22 protein-coding genes are annotated in these 21,479 nt (G+C 73.6%); 12 read left to right on the top strand and 10 right to left on the bottom strand.

Annotation, left to right across the window (positions count from 1 at the left end; genetic code table 11):
- Positions 1-21: 21 nt before the first annotated feature.
- From aspS to CHF16_RS17955, 3 genes are read right to left on the bottom strand one after another with little or no spacing between them, the layout of a single operon-like run.
- The gene (aspS, locus tag CHF16_RS17965; protein WP_089327217.1) at positions 22-1,782 is read right to left on the bottom strand and encodes an aspartate--tRNA ligase; all 1,761 of its coding nucleotides are present in this window, start codon (positions 1,780-1,782) and stop codon (positions 22-24) included.
- Positions 1,779-3,059 (bottom strand): histidine--tRNA ligase, encoded by a 1,281-nt coding sequence (hisS, locus tag CHF16_RS17960; RefSeq protein WP_089327216.1) that lies wholly within the window; start codon positions 3,057-3,059, stop codon positions 1,779-1,781. Before hisS ends, aspS begins: the two co-directional genes overlap by 4 nt.
- Before the next feature lie 11 nt (positions 3,060-3,070).
- Entirely contained in the window at positions 3,071-3,766 is a 696-nt protein-coding gene (locus CHF16_RS17955) for an MBL fold metallo-hydrolase (protein WP_089327215.1), read from the bottom strand.
- 212 nt (positions 3,767-3,978) lie between these two features.
- On the opposite strand from CHF16_RS17955, the gene CHF16_RS17950 reads away from it, so the two are divergent.
- Positions 3,979-4,725: a peptidylprolyl isomerase gene (locus tag CHF16_RS17950; protein WP_089327214.1), complete on the top strand. Its 747-nt coding sequence runs from the start codon at positions 3,979-3,981 to the stop codon at positions 4,723-4,725.
- A 72-nt stretch (positions 4,726-4,797) separates the two neighbouring features.
- Positions 4,798-6,033, top strand: coding sequence for a DUF349 domain-containing protein (locus tag CHF16_RS17945; RefSeq protein WP_089327213.1), 1,236 nt, complete (start codon positions 4,798-4,800; stop codon positions 6,031-6,033).
- Between the two features lie 274 nt (positions 6,034-6,307).
- Here CHF16_RS17945 and CHF16_RS17940 read toward each other — a convergent pair whose 3' ends face one another.
- The 4 genes from CHF16_RS17940 to CHF16_RS17925 form a co-directional block, all read right to left on the bottom strand.
- Positions 6,308-6,874 (bottom strand): TIGR03086 family metal-binding protein, encoded by a 567-nt coding sequence (locus CHF16_RS17940; RefSeq protein ID WP_089327212.1) that lies wholly within the window; start codon positions 6,872-6,874, stop codon positions 6,308-6,310.
- Between the two features lie 65 nt (positions 6,875-6,939).
- Positions 6,940-7,566, bottom strand: a complete 627-nt coding sequence (locus CHF16_RS17935; RefSeq protein WP_089327211.1) for a DUF305 domain-containing protein — start codon at positions 7,564-7,566, stop codon at positions 6,940-6,942.
- A complete protein-coding gene (locus CHF16_RS17930) occupies positions 7,563-8,180 on the bottom strand; it encodes a thioredoxin-like domain-containing protein (protein WP_089327210.1) in 618 nt (205 codons plus the stop codon). Before CHF16_RS17930 ends, CHF16_RS17935 begins: the two co-directional genes overlap by 4 nt.
- 102 nt (positions 8,181-8,282) lie before the next feature.
- A complete protein-coding gene (locus tag CHF16_RS17925) occupies positions 8,283-8,690 on the bottom strand; it encodes a hypothetical protein (RefSeq protein ID WP_143228030.1) in 408 nt (135 codons plus the stop codon).
- Positions 8,691-8,921: 231 nt separating this feature from the next.
- Between CHF16_RS17925 and CHF16_RS17920 the strand changes: the two genes are divergently transcribed.
- From CHF16_RS17920 to CHF16_RS17890, 7 genes are all read left to right on the top strand, one after another.
- Positions 8,922-10,184 carry a replication-associated recombination protein A gene (locus CHF16_RS17920; protein WP_179271581.1) on the top strand — a complete coding sequence of 421 codons (1,263 nt, stop codon included), beginning with the start codon at positions 8,922-8,924 and terminating at the stop codon, positions 10,182-10,184.
- Between the two features lie 103 nt (positions 10,185-10,287).
- Positions 10,288-10,704, top strand: a complete 417-nt coding sequence (locus tag CHF16_RS17915) for a DUF948 domain-containing protein (RefSeq protein ID WP_089327207.1) — start codon at positions 10,288-10,290, stop codon at positions 10,702-10,704.
- The gene (locus CHF16_RS17910) at positions 10,701-11,036 is read left to right on the top strand and encodes a hypothetical protein (protein ID WP_089327206.1); all 336 of its coding nucleotides are present in this window, start codon (positions 10,701-10,703) and stop codon (positions 11,034-11,036) included. Before CHF16_RS17915 ends, CHF16_RS17910 begins: the two co-directional genes overlap by 4 nt.
- Positions 11,037-11,038: 2 nt before the next feature.
- A complete protein-coding gene (gene alaS, locus CHF16_RS17905; RefSeq protein WP_089327205.1) occupies positions 11,039-13,708 on the top strand; it encodes an alanine--tRNA ligase in 2,670 nt (889 codons plus the stop codon).
- A 40-nt stretch (positions 13,709-13,748) separates the two neighbouring features.
- Positions 13,749-14,207 carry a Holliday junction resolvase RuvX gene (ruvX, locus tag CHF16_RS17900; protein ID WP_089327204.1) on the top strand — a complete coding sequence of 153 codons (459 nt, stop codon included), beginning with the start codon at positions 13,749-13,751 and terminating at the stop codon, positions 14,205-14,207.
- Positions 14,204-15,373, top strand: coding sequence for an endolytic transglycosylase MltG (mltG, locus tag CHF16_RS17895; protein WP_089327203.1), 1,170 nt, complete (start codon positions 14,204-14,206; stop codon positions 15,371-15,373). Before ruvX ends, mltG begins: the two co-directional genes overlap by 4 nt.
- The gene (locus CHF16_RS17890) at positions 15,370-16,188 is read left to right on the top strand and encodes a shikimate dehydrogenase (protein WP_089327202.1); all 819 of its coding nucleotides are present in this window, start codon (positions 15,370-15,372) and stop codon (positions 16,186-16,188) included. Before mltG ends, CHF16_RS17890 begins: the two co-directional genes overlap by 4 nt.
- Positions 16,189-16,194: 6 nt before the next feature.
- On the opposite strand, the gene CHF16_RS17885 is transcribed toward CHF16_RS17890, so the two are convergent.
- On the bottom strand, positions 16,195-17,601 hold the full coding sequence (locus tag CHF16_RS17885; protein WP_143228029.1) for a prenyltransferase/squalene oxidase repeat-containing protein: 1,407 nt from the start codon (positions 17,599-17,601) through the stop codon (positions 16,195-16,197).
- 170 nt (positions 17,602-17,771) lie between these two features.
- Here CHF16_RS17885 and CHF16_RS17880 point away from each other — a divergent pair, with 170 nt between their 5' ends.
- Complete coding sequence (locus CHF16_RS17880) at positions 17,772-18,500, top strand: HIT family protein (protein ID WP_089327200.1); 729 nt, start codon at positions 17,772-17,774, stop codon at positions 18,498-18,500.
- On the opposite strand, the gene CHF16_RS17875 is transcribed toward CHF16_RS17880, so the two are convergent.
- Positions 18,476-19,414 carry a carbohydrate kinase family protein gene (locus CHF16_RS17875; RefSeq protein ID WP_089327199.1) on the bottom strand — a complete coding sequence of 313 codons (939 nt, stop codon included), beginning with the start codon at positions 19,412-19,414 and terminating at the stop codon, positions 18,476-18,478. The two genes, CHF16_RS17880 and CHF16_RS17875, sit on opposite strands and share 25 nt — an antisense overlap.
- Before the next feature lie 7 nt (positions 19,415-19,421).
- Positions 19,422-19,916, bottom strand: a complete 495-nt coding sequence (locus tag CHF16_RS17870; RefSeq protein WP_089327198.1) for an NUDIX domain-containing protein — start codon at positions 19,914-19,916, stop codon at positions 19,422-19,424.
- A gap of 583 nt (positions 19,917-20,499) precedes the next feature.
- Here CHF16_RS17870 and infC point away from each other — a divergent pair.
- Positions 20,500-21,045, top strand: a complete 546-nt coding sequence (gene infC / locus CHF16_RS17865) for a translation initiation factor IF-3 (protein WP_217711773.1) — start codon at positions 20,500-20,502, stop codon at positions 21,043-21,045.
- Between the two features lie 183 nt (positions 21,046-21,228).
- Entirely contained in the window at positions 21,229-21,423 is a 195-nt protein-coding gene (gene rpmI / locus CHF16_RS17860) for a 50S ribosomal protein L35 (RefSeq protein ID WP_067468638.1), read from the top strand.
- Positions 21,424-21,479 lie beyond the last annotated feature (56 nt).

Genomic DNA, 21,479 nt, shown 5'->3' with positions numbered 1-21,479 from the left:
TCGTGCGGAGGGTGCCGGGGGTCAGCCCTCGGCGGGCTCGTCCTCGGGGACGACGTCCACGCCGGCCTCGGCGCGCTGCTGCTCGGTGATCGGGGTCGGGGCGGCGGTCAGGGGGTCGTAGCCGGACGCCGCCTTCGGGAAGGCGATCACGTCGCGGATCGAGTCCTGGCCGGCGAGGAGCATGACCGTGCGGTCCCAGCCGAACGCGATGCCGCCGTGCGGGGGCGGGCCGAACTTGAACGCCTCCAGCAGGAAGCCGAACTTCGACTCCGCCTCCTGCTTGGACAGGCCGAGCACGTCGAAGACCCGCTGCTGCATCTCGGCGCGGTGGATGCGGATGGAGCCGCCGCCGATCTCGTTGCCGTTCAGGACGAGGTCGTAGGCGTCGGCGAGGGCGCTGCCCGGGTCCTCGTGGAAGGTGTCGGCGTACTCCGGCTTCGGCGCGGTGAACGGGTGGTGGACGGACGTCCAGCCGATCTGCTCGCCCTTGTCGTCCTCGACGGGCTCGAAGATCGGGGCGTCCACCACCCAGACGAACTCCCAGGCGGACTCGTCGATCAGGCCGCGGCGGCGGCCGATCTCCAGGCGGGCCGCGCCGAGCAGCTCCTGGGTGGCGTGCCGCTTGCCGGCGCCGAAGAAGACCGCGTCGCCGGGGGCGGCGCCGGTCTTGGCGGCCAGGCCGTCCTTCTCGGCGTCCGACAGGTTCTTCGCGACCGGGCCGCCGAGGGTGCCGTCCTCCTGGACGAGCACGTAGGCGAGGCCGCGGGCGCCGCGGGCCTTCGCCCAGTCCTGCCAGCCGTCCAGCTCCTTGCGGGTCTGGGCGGCGCCGCCCGGCATCACGACCGCGCCGACGTACGGGGCCTGGAACACGCGGAACGACGTGCCGGCGAAGTACTCGGTCATGTCGGTCAGTTCCAGGCCGAAGCGCAGGTCGGGCTTGTCGGAGCCGTACCGGGCCATCGCGTCGGCGTAGGTGATGTGGGGGATCGGCCGGGGGATCTCGTAGCCGGCGATGTCCTTCCAGAGCCGGGCCACGAGGTCCTCGCCGACCGCCAGGACGTCGTCCTGGCCGGCGAACGACATCTCGATGTCGATCTGGGTGAACTCGGGCTGCCGGTCGGCGCGGAAGTCCTCGTCGCGGTAGCAGCGCGCGATCTGGTAGTAGCGCTCCAGGCCGCCGACCATGAGCAGCTGCTTGAACAGCTGCGGCGACTGCGGCAGCGCGTACCAGTGGCCGGGCTTGAGCCGGACGGGGACGAGGAAGTCGCGGGCGCCCTCGGGCGTCGACCGGGTGAGGGTCGGCGTCTCGACGTTGACGAAGCCGTGCTCGCGCATCACGTCGTGCACGAGGAACGACGCCTCCGAGCGGATCCGCATCGCGCGGGCGACGGCGTCGCGGCGCAGGTCGAGGTACCGGTACTTGAGCCGGATCTCCTCGTTGACGTTGACGTCCCCCTCGATGGGGAACGGCAGCGGCGCCGCGTCCGACAGCACCTCGATGTCGGTGGCGGCGACCTCGATGTCCCCGGTCGGCAGCTCGGGGTTCTCGTTGCCCGCGGGGCGGACGCGCACCTCGCCGACGACCTTCACGCAGAACTCCGAGCGCAGGTCGTGGGCGGCGTCCTCCTCGCGGAAGACGACCTGCGCGGTGCCGGAGGCGTCGCGCAGGTCGATGAACGTGACGCCGCCGTGGTCGCGGCGGCGGCCGACCCAGCCGGCCAGCGTGACCTGCTGCCCGGCGTGCTCCTTGCGGAGCGTGCCCGCCTCGTGGGTGCGGATCATTTGGAGAGCCTCTCCTTCAACGTCGTGATGAGGTCGGTGAGCGGGACGGCGGTCTGCTCGCCCTCGGCCAGGTCCTTGACCTGGGCGACGCCGTCCGCGATATCTCGCTCCCCGAGGATCACGGCGTAGCGGGCGCCGGAGCGGTCCGCGTCCTTCATGGCGCCCTTCAGCTTCTTGCCGCCGAACGCCATGTCGGCGGCGATCCCGGCGCGGCGCAGCTCGGCGACGAGCGCGAACATGCGCCGCTCGGCGGTGTCGCCGAGCGCGACGCCGAACGCCTCGCAGCGCGGCTTCGCGGCGAACGCCGCGCCCTGCCGCTCCCGCGACTCGGCCTCCAGCGCGAGGATGGTGCGGTCGAGCCCGAGGCCGAAGCCGATGCCGGGCAGCGGGGGGCCGCCGATGTCCTCGGACAGGCCGTCGTAGCGGCCGCCGCCGCCGATGCCGGACTGGGCGCCGAGGAGCGGGTGGTCGAACTCGTAGGTCGTCCGGGTGTAGTAGTCCAGGCCGCGGACGAGGGTGGGGGTGTCCTCCCACGCGATGCCGAGGTCGGCGAGCAGCTCCCGGACGCGGTCGTGGTGGGCCTTGCACGCGGGGCACAGGTGGTCGGCCATCAGCGGCGCCCCGGCGAGCTGCTCGCGCACCCTGGGCCGCTTGTCGTCCAGCACCCGCAGCGGGTTGATCTCCACGCGGGCGCGGGTGTCCTCGTCGAGGTCGAGGCCGCGCAGGAACTCCTGCAGCAGGGCCCGGTAGGCGGGACGGCACTCCTTGCAGCCCAGCGAGTTCAGCAGCAGCCGCACCCGCGTCAGCCCGAGGGAGCGGTACCAGTTCGCGGCGATCGCGATGGTCTCGGCGTCGACCTGCGGGTCCTCGCTGCCGATCGCCTCCAGGTCGAGCTGGTAGAACTGGCGGTAGCGGCCCTGCTGCGGGCGCTCGGCGCGGAACGCGGCGCCCGTCGTCCACACCTTCACCGGCAGCGCGCCCTTGTGCAGGTTGTTCTCCAGGACGGCGCGCAGCACCGACGCGGTGAACTCGGGGCGCAGCGTCAGCGACCGGCCGCCCCGGTCCTCGAAGGTGTACATCTCCTTGGACACCACGTCGGTGGACTCGCCGACGCCGCGGCGGAACAGGTTGGTGTCCTCGAAGACGGCCAGCTCCAGGTAGCCGTAGCCGGCCAGCCGCGCCTGCTCGGCGAACGCCTCCCGGATGGCGTAGAAGAGGTCCGCGCGCGGCGGAACGTATTCACTGACCCCTTTCGGGGCCCGGAAGCTCGAACTCATGGTCTCTCGGCTCAGAATCCCTTGTTGGGTCCGTCCGCGGGCGCGAGCCCGGTGAGGAACGGATTGGTGGCGCGCTCGCGGCCGATTGTGGTCTGCTCACCGTGGCCGGGCAGCACGGCCGTGTCGTCGGGCATGCTCAGGCACACCCGCGACAGGCTGGCGAGGATCTCCTCGTACGATCCGCCCGGCAGGTCGGTGCGCCCGATCGACCCCGCGAACAGCAGGTCGCCGGTGAACATCACGTCCGGGACCTGCTCGCTCCTCGGGGTGCGGAACGTCACCGACCCGGGGGTATGGCCCGGCGCGTGGTCGACGGTGAAGCTCAGCCCGGCCAGTTCCAGCGCCGCCCCGTCCGCGAGCTCCCGCACGTCGTCCGGCTCGGCCAGCTCCAGGCCGCCGAACAGCTGCTGCCCGGGGCCGAGCGACAGGCCCTTCGCCGGGTCGGTCAGCAGGTCGCGGTCGTCGGGGTGGACGTAGGCCGGGACGTCCTTGGCGCCGCAGACCGGCGCCACCGACCAGACGTGGTCGATATGGCCGTGCGTCAGCAGCACCGCGACCGGCTTGAGCCGGTGCTCGCGCAGGATCTCCTCGATCCCGCCCTCGGCGTCCTGCCCGGGGTCGATGATCACGCACTCCTCACCCGCGGCGGGCGCCACGACGTAGCAGTTCGCGGCGAACGATCCAGCGGGGAACCCGGCGACGAGCACGGTCGTCCTTCCTTAGAACCATCTCGGGTGGGCGTGTCCGAGGGTACCGGCGGCGCCGCGGCCACCGCGAACGAGTTGGGGCCGTCGCCGTGTCGCGTCCGGCGCCGGCGCGGGGCCCGGCGGCGATTCCTGAACGCGAAAGCGCGTTTACTCCCGGGTACCGCTACTATGCGCTGCACGTTCACCTGATCACACCGGAGGGGCGAGGCACCGTGGCGGGGAAGGACCGCAAGAAGCAGCTCGCACGGCAGCGGTACGAGCGCCAGCAGGAGCGCCTGGCGCGGGAGGCGGCGCGGGCGCGCCGGCTGAAGATCATCGGCTCGGTGGCCGCGGTGGCGGTCGTCGCCGCAGGCGTCGCGGTGTTCATGGTGGTCAGGGAGGACGAGTCGACCGCGGCCGCCCCGCGGTGCGTCTACAAGACCGACGAGCAGGGCAGCGTGCCGAAGAAGGTCGGGCGCCCGCCGGGCGACCCCGCGCACCCCGGCATCGTCCAGGCCACGGTCAAGACGAACCAGGGCGACGTGGTCATGCAGCTGTACGGCGACAAGGCGCCGTGCACGGTGAACTCCTTCGCGTTCCTGGCACAGAAGGACTACTACGACAAGACCGAGTGCCACCGCCTGACCAGTGGCGGCCTCAACGTGCTGCAGTGCGGCGACCCGACGGCGTCGGGCAGCGGCGGCCCCGGCTACCGGTTCGCCAACGAGAACACCAGCGGCGCCACCTACACCGAGGGCACCCTCGCGATGGCGCACTCGAAACTGCCGGACTCCAACGGCAGCCAGTTCTTCATGGTCTACAAGGACTCGCAGCTCCCGCCGGACTACACGGTGTTCGGAAAGATCACCAAGGGGCTGGACGTGCTCCAGAAGATCGCCAAGGGCGGATCGGACTCCAAGGGGGACGGCAAGCCCAAGAAGAAGGTCGAAATCCAGGACGTCACGATCGCCGGGAAATAGGCGAACGGGATACTAAGGTGTGGAGGGTCCGGAGAGCGTAAGTTGTCCGGACCCGCGATTCAGGAGGCAAGGGTGTCCAGCGCGACCGATCCCTGGGGCCGGGTGGACGAGGACGGCACCGTCTATGTCAGGACGTCCGGCGGCGAGCGGGTCGTCGGCTCCTGGCAGGCCGGCGCGCCCGAAGAGGCCCTGGCCTACTTCAAGCGCAAGTACGACGCGCTCGTCACCGAGATCGGCCTGCTCGAGCAGCGGGTCCGCACCACCGACCTGCAGCCCGCCCAGGCGCAGCAGAGCATCGACCGGCTCCGCGAAGCCGTCGCCGAGGCGCACGCCGTCGGCGACCTCGACGCCCTCACCCGGCGCCTCGACGGCCTCACCGACCAGGTCGGCCGCCGCCGCGAGGAGGTCAAGGCCCAGCGCGAGCAGCACCGCCACGAGGCCCGCGAGATCAAGGAGCGGATCGTCGCCGAGGCCGAGCGCATCGCCGCCGAGGAGACCCACTGGAAGAACGGCGGCGAGCGCCTCCGCCAGCTCGTCGAGGAGTGGAAGGCCGCCGACCGCATCGACCGGCCCACCGAGACCGCCCTGTGGAAGCGGCTGTCGTCGGCCCGCAACGCCTTCACCAAGCGCCGCAAGGCCTACTTCGCCACCCTCGACGACCAGCGCGAGGAGGCCCGCCGCGAGAAGGAGCGCCTCGTCGCCGAGGCCGAGGCGATGGCCGGCTCCACCGACTGGGGCGAGACCGCCGCCGCCTACCGCGACCTGATGCGCCGCTGGAAGGTCGCCGGCCGCGCCTCCCGCGACGCCGAAGAGGAGCTGTGGGCCCGCTTCAAAGGCGCGCAGGACACCTTCTTCCAGGCCCGCAGCGCCGCCTTCGCCGAACGCGACGCCGAGTTCCGCGGCAACGCCGAGGAGAAGGAGAAGATCCTCGCCGAGGCCGAGCGGCTGGTCCCCGTCAAGGACGTCCGGCAGGCCCGCCAGGCGCTGCGCGCCATCCAGGAGCGCTGGGAGGCCGCCGGCATGGTCCCGCGCGACCAGCGCGACCGCCTCGAAGGCCGCCTCCGCAAGATCGAGGACGCGATCCGCTCCGCCGAAGAGAACGAGTGGCGCCGCACCAACCCCGAGGCCCGCGCCCGCGCCGAGGCCACCGTCGGCCAGCTGCGCAACTCCATCGAGCAACTGGAGAAGCGCCTCGCCAAGGCCCGCGACGCCGGCCGCGACAAGGACGTCAAGGAAGCCGAAGAGGCCCTCACCGCCCGCCGCGCATGGCTGGAAGAGGCCGAACGCACCCTCGCCGAATTCTCGTAGTTTTCCAGGGGGGCGACCCCCTGGAACCCCCGTCACGAGCCGGTCGATCCTCACGCTGTGTTGGCCCAGGGGGGCGACCCCCTGGAACCCCCGTCACGAGCCGGTCGATCCTCACGCCACGGTGCGGGTTTCTGTGACCGTGCGGGTTGGTGACCGTGTCGCTGCGGTCGACCGGCTCGGCGGGTCGTGCGGCCTCCGGGCGCTAGAGCGCCCTCCGGCCGCCCGACCCGTGTTGGGGGTTGAGGTTTGAGATTCCCGGCCCTGGGGGCTTGTTCTACGTGCTTTCTCGGCCGAGGAAGGCGAGCATTCTGGTTTGTTCGTCTGCGCCCTGTGGGGGGCGTCGGGGTGGGGCCAGGTGGCCTTTGGCGCGTAGGGGGGCCGCTACCACCTGGGCCGTTGCGAAGGCGTGGTGGACGAGGTCCGGGTCCAGGCGGGACGGCTGGCCGGTGGCCTTGGCCAGGTCCCAGGCGTGCACCAGCGGCTCCAGGATGTAGCCCTCCAGGTAGTCGGCCAGCGGCAGGTCGCCCAGGCCGCCGAACGGGATGGGGCGGCGCAGCGCGTCGGGGGTGAGGGCCGCGGCGCACTCCTTGCGCGCCGTCCGCCAGCTCATCAGGACGTCGCCCGGGACGAAGCGCTCCGGGTCCCGGTGGACGTCGGGCTCGGGCTCGCCGTCGGCCAGTGCCCGGATCAGGTGCTGGCCGCCGGTCACGTGGCCGGCGACGTCCCGCGCGGTCCACCCCGCGCAGGGCGACGGCGCGTCCCAGCCGTCGCGGGACACGCCGGCGACGAGGCCCTCGAACAGGTCGAGGGCCCGGTGGTAGCCGCTGAGGTTCTGAGCCATGGTGGTCAGTGACCCGCGATCCGGGCGCGCTGTCAAGCGCTATCGCCAAGGTCGCGGGCCACGGATCACGCGGCGGCGGCGCCCCGCTCCCGGAGCATCCCGTTCATCAGGGTGATCTCCGACCGCTGGCCCTCCACCATGGTGCGGGCCAGGCGCCGGACCCGGTCGTGCCCGGTGCGGGCCAGCACCGCCTCCGCCATCGCGACCCCGCCGCGGTGGTGGGCGACCATCAGCCGCAGGAATCTCGTCTCGGCGTCCCTGCCGGACGCCCGCTCCAGCTCGGCGAGCTGCTCGCGGGTGGCCATCCCCGGCATCGCGGACGAGCCGCCCCGGTGGCCGCCGTGCCCGGACATCCAGCGCATCGGGCCGGACGGGTCGGCCTTCGGCAGCTCCCACTCGTCCAGCCAGGCCGTCATCATGCCGATCTGCGCCTGCTGGGTGGTGATGATGTCGTAAGCCAGCAGCGACACGTCGGGGTCGTCGGTGCGGTCCCGGACGATGAACGACATCCGCACCGCCTGCGCGTGGTGGGCGCTCATGTCGCGGGCGAACCCGGCCTCGGGGCCGTCCGTGCCGGGCCGGTCCGAGCGGGCGACCGCCAGCGCCACCAGCACGGCGCCGGCGGCCAGGACGAGCACCGCGAGGACGGCGGTGGCCCGCCGCCCGCGCGGTGCGGCGGTGCCCTCGCTCACGCCGCGTCCTTGGCGCCGTCGCAGGCCGCGCCCGGCTCCGGCGTCTGCGGGCCCTTGACGTAGGCGCGCAGGAACTCGTCCACCCGGGCGTCGGAGGCGTCGTCCAGCTTGAGCTGGTGGCCCCAGGCGGTGAGCTTGACCGGCGCGTCCTGGGACGGGTAGGGGCTCAGCATCGTGTAGTCGGTGCCGGAGACCTTCGCTTTGAGCGCGTCCAGCTGGGCGGCGGCGAGGCCGGGGCGGTAGGTGATCCAGACGGCGCCGTGCTCCAGGGAGTGCACGGCGTTCTCATTCTGCAGCGGCGCGTCGTAGACGCGGCCGTCGCAGTTCTGCCACACCGGGTTGTGGTCGCCGCCCATCGGCGGGGTGTCGTCGTACCTGACGGCACCGGTGGTGTGGTCGCGGCCGAGGTCGTCCCTGGTCACCACGCCCGCGATGGACGCGTCCGCCGACGACGACCTGGTCTGCATGAACGTGACGCCGATCGCGACGACCGCGACCAGGCCGATGACGGCGAAGAAGGCGATGCCGCCCCACGGGACCTCGCGCTGCGTCAGCGCGTTCTTCTTGCGGGCGTTCTGGGTGCGTGCGTTCTTGACACGGGCGCTCTTGGACATGAGAGCGGTCCTCTCAGGGGTGCTGTGGATCCGTACGGGGATGCGGGCAGCGCCGCATCGCGACGGCGATACGGCGGTGCGTGCGGCCTTACGGCCGGCTCATCACAGCCGGAGCACCTGGAGGACGGGCGGGAACGCGGCGGCGGACGCCGTGCCGGGCGGCGGCGCGAGCGACCAGCCGGCCCGCGCGGGCAGGCGGGACAGCGGGCGGCGCAGCCCGAGGGCGAGCGCGAGCAGCACGAGGGTGAACAGGACGGCCATGCACAGGCAGAGGTCCAGCGCGGGCGCGGGCGCCTTGACGGGCGCGCCGATCGCGGACGCTTGAAGGGCGTCCCCGGCCGCGGGCGCCGTGTCGGCGGGCGCGGTCACGGCGTGCTCGGTGCAGACGCGGAGCGGCGGGCCGTGGCCGCCGAGCCCGTAGCTGAACACCAGCCCGGCCACGACGAACAGCGCCACGAGCAGCCCAGCCGTCCCGTGGCGACTCCGAGGGGCCGTACCGGACACCGTCACGCTCCTGAAGATGCGCCTTCCGGGCTGTTCCAACGCCGCAGCCCGCCGCCGGGTTCCCCGTCCCGGCCTGTCCGTGCCGCGAGATAGTGTCGGAGCGTGACCAGCAGGGCGGATTCGGGCGAGCCTGAGGGCCTTTTCGACGCGCCGGGGCGGGAACCGTCCGGCCCGGTCGCGGCGCCGCCGCCGGCCGTCGCCGCCGCGCCGGGCGCGGAGCAGCCGCTCGCGGTGCGGATGCGGCCGCGCGCCCTCGACGAGGTCGTCGGGCAGGGCCACCTGCTCGGGCCCGGTACCCCGATCCGGCAGCTCGTCGACCGCGACGTGCCGATGTCGCTGGTGCTGTGGGGCCCGCCGGGGACGGGCAAGACGACGCTCGCCACGGTCGTCAGCCATGTCACGTCCCGCCGGTTCGTGGAGATCTCCGCGGTCAGCGACGGGGTCAAGCGGGTCCGCGCCGAGATCGACCTGGCCCGCCGCGAGCTCGGCATGACCGGGCGGCAGACGGTCCTGTTCGTCGACGAGGTCCACCGGTTCAACAAGGCCCAGCAGGACGCGCTGCTCCCCGCCGTGGAGAACCGCTGGGTGTCCTTCATCGGCGCCACCACCGAGAACCCGTTCTTCTCCGTCATCAGCCCGCTGCTGTCGCGCTCGCTGCTGCTCACGCTGGAGCCGCTCGGCGACGACGACCTGCGCGAGGTGATCCGCCGGGCGCTCACCGAGGAGCGCGGCCTCGCCGGCGCGGTGACCCTCGACCCCGCCGCCGAGGACCACCTCGTCCGGCTCGCCGGCGGTGACGCCCGCCGCACCCTGACCTACCTGGAGGCCGCGTCCCTCGTCGTCGACGGCGGCGGCGTCATCGACGCGGACGTGCTGGAGCGGGCCGTCGACCGGGCCGCCGTCCGCTACGACCGCGAGGGCGACCAGCACTACGACGTCATCAGCGCGTTCATCAAGAGCATCCGCGGCAGCGACGTCGACGCGGCGCTGCACTACCTCGCCCGCATGATCGAGGCCGGCGAGGACCCCCGGTTCATCGCCCGGCGGCTCATCGTGCACGCCAGCGAGGACGTCGGCATGGCCGACCCGACCGCCCTGCAGACCGCGGTCGCCGCCGCGCAGGCGGTCGAGTTCGTCGGGCTGCCCGAGGCCCGCATCAACCTCGCGCAGGCGGTCATCCACCTGTCCCTGGCGCCCAAGTCCAACGCGGTGATCATGGCGGTGGACGGGGCGCTCGGCGACGTCCGCAAGGGCCTCGCCGGGCCCGTCCCCGGGCATCTGCGCGACGCCCACTACAAGGGCGCCGCGAAGGTCGGCCACGGGCAGGGCTACAAGTACGCGCACGACCACCCCGGCGGGGTGGTCCGCCAGCAGTACGCGCCCGACTCCGTGGACGGACGGGAGTACTATCGCCCGACCAGGCACGGCGCCGAGTCGCGGTTCACCGAGGTGCTCGCGCGGATCCGCTCGGTGCTGCGCGGCACCGGTGACCGGCACTGATCGTTCCCGCCGGACCGGTGATACCGGCACAAGGCCGTGCCGACCGGTAAGGTCTGTCACGCCGTTACCGGCCCGAACCGAATTCGCACGAACGGAAAGCCCGATGCTCACTGGTGGACAGCTCGCAGGTCTCATCGTGGCCGTCTTCTGGGCGGTGCTCGTCGCGTTCATCGCGCTGACCCTGCTGAAGCTCTCCCGCCTCCTCGGCGAGGCGGGCGACCTCGTCCGCGAGCTCGGCGACCAGGCCGGCCCGCTGATGGACGACATGGCCCGCACGGTCAAGCGCGCCAACGAGCAGCTCGGCCGCACCGACGTCATCACCAAGCAGGTCGCCGGCGTCACCCAGAACGTCTCCGCGGTCACCACCGTGATGACGTCCGTGGTGGGCGGGCCGCTGGTGAAGGCGGCGGCGTTCTCCTACGGCGTCCGCAAGGCCCTGCGGAACGGCGACGGCGACGGGCGGGCCGCGTCCGGCCGGCCGCAGCTCCAGGCCCGCTCCACCGGGAAGGGGCGCCGATGAGGCGGCTGTTCTGGCTCTCCGTCGGCGCGGGCGCCGGCGTCTACGTCACCCACCGCGTGAAGCGGCGCGTGGAGCGGGTCGCGCGGAGCCTGTCCCCGGAGGGGGTCGCGATGCGCGCGGTGGCGACCGGTAAGGGCACCGGGGAGCGGTTGAGGCATTTCGCCGCCGACGTCCGTACCGAGATGCGGGCCCGCGAGGAGGAGCTGCGCGAGGCCGTCCGCATGGACCAGGCTCCGCCGGACGCCGAGGTCCCCGGCCTGCGGGGCTCCCCGCCGCGCCGGGTGCTGAAGGCGCGATACACGATCATCGACGACGACAAGGATGGCCACTGATCATGGAGTCGGCAGAGGTCGCACGCCGCTTCCTCAGGTTCTTCGAGGAGCGCGGGCACACGGTGGTGCCCTCGGCCAGCCTGGTCGCCGAGGACCCGACCCTGCTGCTGGTGAACGCCGGCATGGTCCCGTTCAAGCCGTACTTCCTCGGCCAGCGCACCCCGCCGTCGGTGCGGATGACCAGCGCGCAGAAGTGCGTGCGGACGCCCGACATCGAGGAGGTCGGCAAGACCACCAGGCACGCGACGTTCTTCCAGATGCTCGGCAACTTCTCGATCGGCGACTACTTCAAGGAGCAGGCGATCCCGTTCGCCTGGGAGCTGCTGACCCGCTCCCGCGAGGACGGCGGCTTCGGGTTCCCCGAGGAGAAGCTCTGGGTCACCGTCTACCAGGACGACGACGAGGCCCAGGGCATCTGGCACGACAAGGTCGGCGTCCCCCTCGACCGCATCCAGCGGCGCGGCATGGAGGACAACTTCTGGTCGATGGGCGTGCCGGGCCCCTGCGGGCCCTGCTCGGAGATCTACTACGACCGCGGCCCCGAGTACGGGCGCGAGGGCGGCCCCGTCGCCGACGAGGACCGCTACCTCGAGGTCTGGAACCTCGTCTTCATGCAGTACGAGCGGGGCCCCGGGCAGAGCAAGACCGACTTCCCGATCCTCGGCGACCTGCCCGCCAAGAACATCGACACCGGCATGGGCCTGGAGCGCATGGCGGCGATCCTGCAGGGCGTCGACAACATCTACGAGACCGACACGCTGTGGCGGGTCCTCGACCGCGCCGCGGAGCTGACCGGCGCCAAGTACGGCCGCGACCACCGCGCCGACGTGTCGCTGCGCGTCGTCGCCGACCACGTCCGCAGCGGCACGATGATGGTCGCCGACGGCATCCGCCCCGGCAACGAGGGCCGCGGCTACGTGCTGCGCCGCATCCTGCGCCGCTCCATCCGCAACCTGCGGCTGCTCGGCGGGCAGGACGCCGGGCTCATGCACGAGCTGACCGCCGTCGCGATCGGCGCGATGGGCGAGCAGTACCCGGAGCTGGAGCGCACCGCCGCCAACATCCACACCGTCATCGACGCCGAGGAGGACTCCTTCCTCCAGACGCTCCGCACCGGCACCGCGATCTTCGACACGGCCGTCGAGGAGACCAAGCGCTCCGGCGGCGCGACGCTGGCGGGCGAGCAGGCGTTCAAGCTCCACGACACCTACGGCTTCCCGATCGACCTCACCCTGGAGATGGCCTCCGAGCAGGGCCTCCAGGTCGACGAGGACGGGTTCCGCCGGCTCATGCAGGAGCAGCGCGAGCGCGCGAAGAAGGACGCCCGCGACAAGAAGACCGGCAACCTCGACGTCTCGGTGCTGGACGAGCTGCTCACCGGCGCCGGCGGCCGGGTCGACTTCACCGGCTACGGCAGCCTGGCCGGCGACGCCCGCCTCGTCGGGCTGCTCGTGAACGGCGCGAACGCGCCCGCCGCCGGCGAGGGCACCGAGGTGGAGGTCGTCCTCGACCGCACCCCGTTCTACGCCGAGGGCGGCGGCCAGCTCGCCGACCACGGCCTGATCCGGCTCGGCAACGGCGCCGTCATCGAGGTGACGGACGTGCAGTCGCCCCTCGCCGGGCTGATCGTGCACCGCGGGCGGGTCCGCAGCGGCGAGGCGCAGGCCGGCGACACCGCCTACGCCGAGGTCGACGTGGAGCGCCGCCGCGCGATCTCCCGCTCGCACACCGCGACCCACCTGGTGCACGCCGGGTTCCGCCGCGCGCTCGGCGAGTCCGCCGCGCAGGCCGGCTCGGAGAACTCGCCCGGCCGGTTCCGGTTCGACTTCACCGCCTCCGGCGCGGTCCCGCCGAGCGTGCTGCGCGACGTCGAGGACGAGGTCAACGAGGTGCTGATCGGCGACCTGGACGTCCGGGCGTTCCACACCTCGATCGACGAGGCCCGCGCGATGGGCGCGCTCGCGCTGTTCGGCGAGAAGTACGGCGACGAGGTCCGGGTCGTCGAGGTCGGCGACTACTCCCGCGAGCTGTGCGGCGGCACCCATGTCGCGCGCTCCGGCCAGCTCGGCCTGATCAAGGTGCTGGGCGAGTCGTCGATCGGCGCCGGCGTCCGCCGCGTCGAGGCCCTCGTCGGCATCGACGCGTTCCGCTTCCTGGCCCGCGAGAGCGTGCTCGTCGCGCAGCTCGCCGAGCAGATGAAGGCGCGCAAGGAGGAGCTGCCCGAGCGGATCTCCGGCGTCGTCTCCCGGCTGCGGGACGCCGAGAAGGAGCTGGAGAAGCTCCGCTCCCAGCAGGTCCTCGCGATCGCCGGGTCGCTCGCCGAGGGGGCGGCGGACGTCAACGGCATCGCGTTCGTCGGGTACCGCGTTCCGGACGGCACCGGCGCCGACGACCTGCGCAAGCTCGCCGTCGACGTGCGCGGCCGGCTGATCTCCCGTCCCGCGGTCGTGATGGTCGCGGGCGTGCCGAAGGACCGCCCGGTCGTGGTCGTCGCCGTCACCGAGGGGGCGCGCGAGCGCGGCCTCAAGGCGGGCGCGCTGGTCGGCCTCGCCGCCAAGGCCCTCGGCGGCGGAGGCGGCGGCAAGGACGACCTGGCGCAGGGCGGCGGCGCGAACCCGGCCGCCGTCGGCGACGCGCTCGCCGCGGTCGAACGAGCAGTAGGGGCCGCGTGAGCCCGGCACCACGGGGCATGACGCGACCGGAGCCGGCGCCATGAGGCAGGGCGTGCGGCTCGGGGTCGACGTGGGGAGCGTGCGGGTCGGCGTCGCCAAGTGCGACCCCGGGGGAATCCTCGCCTCCCCGCTGGAGACGGTGAAGAGCGGCAAGGGCGACGTCGACCGGCTCGTGGCGCTCGCCGCCGAGTACGAGGCGATCGAGGTCGTCGTCGGCCTGCCGACGTCGCTGTCGGGCCGGGAGGGCCCGGCCGCGGCGTCGGCGCGCAGGTTCGCGGCGCGCCTCGCGGACCGCCTCCCCCCGGGGACGGTCCGGCTGCACGACGAGCGGCTCACCACCGTGACCGCCGAGAGCGGGCTGCGCGCCGGCGGCGTGCACGGCCAGGCGCGCCGCAAGGTCGTCGACCAGGCCGCCGCGGCGGTGCTGCTCCAGGCCGCGCTCGACGCGGAACGGTTGACGGGCACCCCCCCAGGGGAGATCGTCCGGGGGAGCTCATGAACGACTTGGACCTTTTCTCAGACCCGTACCACGACCCGTACGGGGACGGCCGGCCGCCCGGCCGGCGGAGCGGCCGCGACCAGCGGCGCGTCCGCAAGCGGCAGAAGCGGCGCCGCCGCAACGGCCGCGCCGCCGCGCTGTTCGCGATGGCGTTCCTGGTGGCGGTGTTCGGCACCGGCGGCGTCCTCGGGTACGCGTGGCTCGACAACAAGTGGAACCCGCCGGACTACTCCGGCCAGGGGACCGGCGCCGTCACGGTCCAGATCAAGGAGGGCGCCAGCGGCTCGGTGATCGGCGCGACGCTGGAGGAGCACCGCGTGGTCAAGAGCGCCCGCGCGTTCGTGAAGGTGTACACCAAGGAGACGCGGGCCTCCAGCATCCAGCCGGGCTTCTACCAGATGCGGCGGGAGATGTCGTCGTCGGCGGCGATGGCGCTGCTGCTGAACCCGAAGTCGCGGGCCGGGAACCAGATCACGATCCCGGAGGGCAAGCGGGCCGTCGAGACCTACGAGCTGCTGGCGAAGAAGACCGGCATCCCGGTCAAGGAGTTCCAGGCGGCCGCGAAGAAGGGCAAGGCGCTCGGGCTGCCGTCGTACGCGAAGGGCAAGGTGGAGGGGTACCTGTTCCCGGGCCGCTACGACCTCGACCCGAACGGCTCGGCCGAGCAGATCCTCAAGCAGATGGTCGCGCGGTTCAACGAGGAGGCGCGCGGCAGCGACCTCGTCGCGAAGGCCCGCCAGGCGAAGATGAACCCGGCGACGGTCGTCACGCTCGCCAGCCTCGTCCAGGCCGAGGGCGGCAAGCCCAGCGACCTGCCCAAGATCTCCCGGGTGATCTACAACCGGGTCGAGAAGGGCATGAAGCTGCAGTTCGACACCACGGTGCTGTACGCGCTGAACGAGCGGCGGCTGACGGTCACCGAGAAGGACCTGCAGACCCCGTCGCCGTACAACACCTACCTGCACGCGGGCCTGCCGCCCGGCCCGATCTCCAACCCCGGGCCGGACGCGCTCGAGGCGGCGCTGAACCCAGAAGAGGGGACGTGGCTGTTCTTCATCGCCACCGACCCGACCAACAAGATCACCAAGTTCGCCACCACCGAGGCGCAGCGGGTCAAGATCGAGGAGGAGTTCCGCGAGTGGCAGCGCAAGCACCCCGGCCAGTGACTCGCGCGGCGGTCCTGGGGTCGCCGGTCGCGCACTCGCTGTCGCCGGTGCTGCACCGCGCGGCGTACGCGGCGATGGGCCTGGACGGCTGGTCCTACGAGGCGATCGAGTGCCGCGAGGACGGCCTCGCCGCGCTGCTCGGCGGCCTCGGCCCCGAGTGGGCGGGCCTGTCGCTGACCATGCCGCTCAAGCGGGTCGCGCTCGACCTCGCCGACACGGTGTCCGACCTCGCGGCGCGGGTCGGCGGCGCGAACACGCTCGTCCTGCGGGACGGGCGCCGGCACGCCGACAACACCGACGTGCACGGCATCGAGACCGCGCTGGCCGAGGCGGGCGTGAAGGCCCCGCCGTCGGCGCTGGTGCTGGGCGGCGGCGCGACCGCGGCGTCCGCGCTGGCCGCGCTCGCCCGGCTCGGCACGGCGGAGGCGGTGCTCGCCGCGCGCACCCCCGAGCGCGCCGCCGGCGCCGCCGCGGTGGGGGAGCGGTCCGGGCTCGCCGTCCGGGTCGTGCCGCTGGACCGGATCGCCGCGCACCTGCCGGCGGACCTGGTCGTCTCGACGCTTCCGGGCCGCGCGGCCGACGCGCTCGCCGGGCAGGTCGCCGGGTCGTGCGGCGCGCTGTTCGACGTGGTGTACGCGCCGTGGCCCACGGCGCTCGCGGCGGCGGTGGAGCGGGCCGGCGGGACGGTCGTCGGCGGCTTCGCGATGCTGCTGCACCAGGCCGTCCGGCAGGTGGAGCTGATGACGGGCCGCGCGGACGTCCCGGTCGCGGCGATGCGCGCCGCCGGGGAGGCCGAGCTGGCTCGCCGCGCCTGACGCCGGTCAGGGCGGTGCGGGCGGCGGGCCGCGCGGGGTGCGGCGCCGCTTCACCGACTCGTCGACGCCGGTGAGGACGACGGGCAGGATCACGCTCAGCCAGAAGTCCTTCCACCCCCACAGGCCCGCGGCGACGCCGAGAGCGCTGGCCGCGCACACGAGGCTCAGCAGGAACGCCGCCCAGTGCCGGCGGGCGAGGCCCGCCGGGTCGACGATCCGGCGCCGCGGCAGCAGCTCGCCCAGCGCCCGCTCCCGTGCGTGCGAGCGCTGGACGACGGCCGCGTCCGGCAGCCAGTGCAGGACGTCGGCCGCCCCGGCGAGCGGGACGCGGCGCAGCGCGATCAGCGTCTCCAGCCGCCACCACAGCGTCCACAGCGACGTGCGCGCGCTGCCGGGAGGGCCGTTGCGGCGCGGATCGGCGCCTTCGCCGCGCGCCAGCGTCCGGAACGCCCGCGCGACGACGGCGCCGTGCGGGCCGCGCGGATCCTTCAGCAGCGCGGTCAGCGCGATGGGCAGCCCGTAGTGCCACAGGGCCAGCCGCCAGACCCGGTCGGAGCCGGAGCCGGAGCCGGAGTCGGAGCCGTGCTCGCCCGTCCTGTGCTCGCCGGTGTCGTGCGGGGAGACGTCGTACGTCTCGATCCAGGTGTGGTCGTCGTCGGGGTCCAGGTTCTCGAGCAGCCAGTCGTAGGCGTCCAGCAGCCGCTCGGTCCGCAGGTCCGGGCGCGCCTCGGCCAGCGTCACCAGCGCGAACGCGGTGTGGGTGACGGTCGGCGGGGAGTCGGGGGTCGGGCCCCAGCCGGGGCGGTGCGCGGTCCGGTCGGCGGTCAGCCACTCCACGCCCCGGCCGACCGCCGGGTCGTAGGGGTTGAGCTGGCTGAGCGCGCGCAGCGCCAGGCAGGTCAGCCACACCCGGGACGCGCAGCCGCGCAGCGAGCCCCAGCCGCCGTCGGGGTTCTGGTTGCGCAGCAGCCACCGGTAGGCGCGGCGCGTGTCGGGGGCGTCGTCGCGCAGGCCGCAGCGGGCGCGGGCGAGGAACCGCGCGATCCAGCCGGTCGCCTCCACCACCGGCATCCCGAGGCTGGTCTTGGTGGCCCAGCCGCCGTCGCGCAGCGGGTCGGCGGAGCGGGCCTGCCGGGCGGCGAGGAAGGCCAGCCCGGCGTCGAAGTGCTCGAAGGGGCGCCCCGCCTCGGTGAACGCCAGCAGCCCGAGGGCCGTCGCGGTGGTGCCGGGCTCGGGCCGCGCCAGCTCGTGGTACCAGCCGCCGCCGGAGCCGAGCGCGGGGGTGTAGGTGTCGCGCAGCACGTCGAGCGACTCGTTCAGCCGGGTCTCGAGGACGGCCATGTCGATGGCCGGGGCGCCGGTGCGGGGAGCCGGCCGCTGGGGCGGCCGCAGAGGCGGGGGTGTCAGATTCACTCTATTTCGATGTAGTTAGTAGCTCTTTATCCTTTTTGTTCCCTTAGGGGCAGGCTTTCTACCCCTGGGGTCCCGGGTATGTGGCCGCGGCCGCACAGATCGCCGGGGCCGGGCGCCGGGCACGCTGGAGGGAGAGCGGATGCCCCCGTCCCACAGGTGCTGGAGGAGGCTTGGCCGAGCCGACGGCGTGGCGCGAGCCCGGTCGCGACTGCGTCCTGTGCCCGCCGCTGCGGTTCCGCTTCAACGGCATGGCCGGCCTGCCGGGCGAGACCGGAGTGATCGCCGCAGACCGCGACTTCCTGCTCATCCCGGACGTGGCACCGCTCGCCGAGGGCCACGTCCTGCTGGTGACCCGCGACCACCACGCCTGCGCCGGGGAGTTCGGCGCGCTCATGTGGGAGCGGGCGCTGCGCTGGCGCGACCGCGTCGCCGGGCTCTACCGCGCCGCCTACGGCAGCGGCGATCTGCTGCTGTTCGAGCACGGGCCCGCGGCCCCGCAGGGCGGCGGCGCGTGCATCGACCACGCGCACTGGCACCTGCTGCCGGGGACGCCCGGCGTCCGCGCCGTGGTCGAGGGGTGGGGCAGACCCGGGACGCCCGCCGATCGCGCCGCCCTCCGCGCCCGCCTGCGTGCGGGCCGCTCCTACCTGCTGATCGAGGAGGCCGGCGCCATGACCGTCCACCCGGGGGACGGCGCCGAGAGCCAGCTCCTGCGGCGGGCCGCGGCGACCGCCCTCGCGGGCGGGGCGGCGGGCCGGGCATGGCGCTGGCAGGAGACGTTCGGCCTCCCCGCCGGCAGGCGGCGCTTCCTGCGCACCCTCACCACGCTGCGCGCCGTCCTCACCGAGCCTCCGCCCGCCCCGCCGGACGGCGGTCAGCCGCCCGAGAGCCACCAGTAGAGCTCGCCGGCGGCCAGCCGGTCCCCGAAACCCGCGCGCTCCACGCCGTTCCCGTAGCCGGTCGCGTACTCCATCAGCAGCCGCCCCCGCCGGTAGGCGAGCACCCGTTCCAGCGACGTCGGGCCGTACCGCAGCAGCCACAGCGGGCGGCCCGGCACCGCGCCGTCCAGCACGGCCGGCAGCGCGCGCGGCGCCTCCCCGCCGGACGGCGGCGGCTGCCCGAGCAGGCGCGCCAGCGTGTGCGCCTCGGAGAACACCAGGTCGGCGCGGGCCAGCGCCGGCAGCACGTCCGCCGCGGGCAGGCGCGCGTCGATGTCGTGCGGGACGAGGTCGAAGGCGACCCGCGTCCCCGCCGCGACCGCGATCCGGGCCGCCTCCTCCAGCGCCGCCCGCGAGACCGGGGACAGCACCGAGTACCCGTCGAGGACCAGCACGTCCGCGTCCGCGATCGCGGGGGCCGCCGCCGCGACCTCCGCCGCGGTGAGCCGGCGGCCGGGCGGCTCGTCCTGGACGACCAGCAGCCGCACGCCCGCCCCGGCGCCGCGCGGGCGGTCGCGCAGCATCACCGACACGCCGTTCGGCGCGCCCTCCTCGACCGCCAGGTGGTCGGCCGCGCCGATGCGCCTCAGCTCCCGCCGGATGACGGGGGTGTACGCGTCGTGCCCGACCTTCGCCAGCACGCCCACCCGGCGGAAATGGCGGACCGCGCACCGGGCCAGGTTGACCGCCGTCCCGGCGACCACCGCCCGCGCCGGGGCGTAGCAGAGCCGGTCGGCCCGCAGGTCGGTGAACCGGGCGTCCGGCAGCGACGCGCGCACCTCGATCCCCGCGTCGCCGATCACCAGCAGCCCGAACCGGCGCTCGGCGGCGCCGTCCAGGCCGGGCCACTCGGCGGGCGACCGCGGCGGCACCACGCGGCCGTCAGCGGTCCGCGGCCAGGAACGCCCGCATCACCGGGCGCAGGCTCGGGATGAGGTCGTACCCGCCGATCTCCGCCAGCGGCACCCAGGCGCAGCCGTCCAGGTGGTCGCCCGCGTCCTGGTTGCCGAGCGTCGCGTCCAGCGTCACCGGCCGGCAGCGGCGCGCCGCCGCGACGACCCGCACGCGCGCGCCGCGCGGCCCGCCGCGATCGGGCATGAACCACTGCCACAGGTGGAACGGCGGGCCCGGGTCGACCTTGAGGCCGACCTCCTCCCAGACCTCCCGCCGGATGTGGTCGTCGAGGTCGAGGTCGGCGGCCACCTCCAGGCGCCCGCCCGGCACCTCCCAGCGGCCCGGCTGGAACGGGTCGGACGCGGCCTTGCGGACCAGCAGCAGCCGCCGCGCGGACACGATGAACGCCTTCTGCGCGAACTGCAGCGCGACGGGCGCGAGCGCGCCCAGGGGACCGGCGGCGCCGGCGTCGACCGGGGGCATCGCGGGAACAACCTCCCTGGTGCCGGCCCCGCGGGGCCGTCTCCGCTCCACCGTAACAACGACCGTCCCGAGCGCCGAGACGCCCGACCGGCCACAACACCCTCACCTCTCCGCCCGGCCCCAGCGGGCGGAACCGCCTCGCGGCACGGGCGCGCGGGGGAATTGCGAGGCCCTCGCAACCGTTGAGATGAATGACGTACCCCGCCAAGACGTACTCGCCGCGGGGCGGACCCGTCCGGCACGCGGATCGGGAGGCGCCCTCCGGCGGTCGGCGGAGCCTGCTCCGGGCGGCTTCCGAAGGTGGTATTATTGGTGGTCGACCGGCCCAGTGCGCGCGATCCGAGCGATGGTGCGCGCCGGGCGCTCAAGCGGAGGCCACCTCCCACCTGACCGGCCGCAAGGCCGGTGGGTCATCGGTCCGGCGAACGGGCACGGAGTGTCCGTCGCGCCGTCGTCCTCGGACGGCTCCGCCGTCCTGGGAGACCGAAGGTGGCCCCGTGCGTGAGTCGTGCGGGGCTTTTCTCGTGGAAGCCTCGGGGTACGACCGGTCCAACGAACTTGAGAACGGCCCCAAGGAGGTCCCATCAGCGCCGAACCGCGTATCAACGACCGCATTCGCGTGCCCGAGGTCCGGCTCGTCGGCCCGAACGGCGAACAGGTGGGCATCGTGCCCATCGCCAAGGCCCTTGAACTCGCGCGTGAGTCGGACCTCGACCTCGTCGAGGTGGCGCCCACCGCGCGTCCGCCCGTCGCGAAGCTCATGGACTACGGCAAGTTCAAGTACGAGTCCGCGATGAAGGCGCGTGAGGCGCGGAAGAACCAGGCGCACACGGTCATCAAGGAGATCAAGCTCCGCCCGAAGATCGACCCGCACGACTACGAGACCAAGAAGGGTCACGTGGTGCGGTTCCTGAAGGCCGGGGACAAGGTGAAGGTCACGATCATGTTCCGTGGTCGTGAGCAGTCCCGCCCCGAGCTCGGGTACCGGCTCCTGCAGCGGCTCGCCGACGACGTCGAGGAGCTCGGCTTCGTCGAGTCGCGCCCCAAGCAGGACGGCCGGAATATGATCATGGTGATCGGTCCGCACAAGAAGAAGGCGGCCCGCGGGCAGGAGACCGAGACCGCCTGACGGCCGCCCGGGACCGGCCGAGCGCGGCGGGCCCCGACTCCGCGACCTCGCGGCTGAGCGGGGTCGCGGCGCACGTACATTGAAGCCTGACCCGGCGCCCCACGGATCCCCGTGCGGAGCGCCGATCAGGCGCGCCCCCGTGCGGGAGCACGGGGGCCGGGAAAGAGGGAGACGACGGCGACCATGCCGAAGACGAAGACCCACAGCGGTGCCAAGAAGCGCTTCAAGCTGACCGGCTCCGGCAAGGTGATGCGCCGCCGCGCCAACAAGAACCACCTGCTCGAGCACAAGCCCACCAAGCGGACGCGCCGCCTGTCCGGCCCGGCCGTGGTGGCCGACGCCGACGCCAAGAACATCAAGAAGCTGCTGCGCAAGTAGCACTCGACCAGGAACATCAGCGACCGGCCGAGGCCCGTGCGGCCCGGCCCCCACGA

It is taken from the genome of Actinomadura meyerae (assembly GCF_900188445.1).
Lineage (GTDB): Bacteria > Actinomycetota > Actinomycetes > Streptosporangiales > Streptosporangiaceae > Spirillospora > Spirillospora meyerae.
This window is presented reverse-complemented; position numbering and strand designations above follow the sequence as displayed.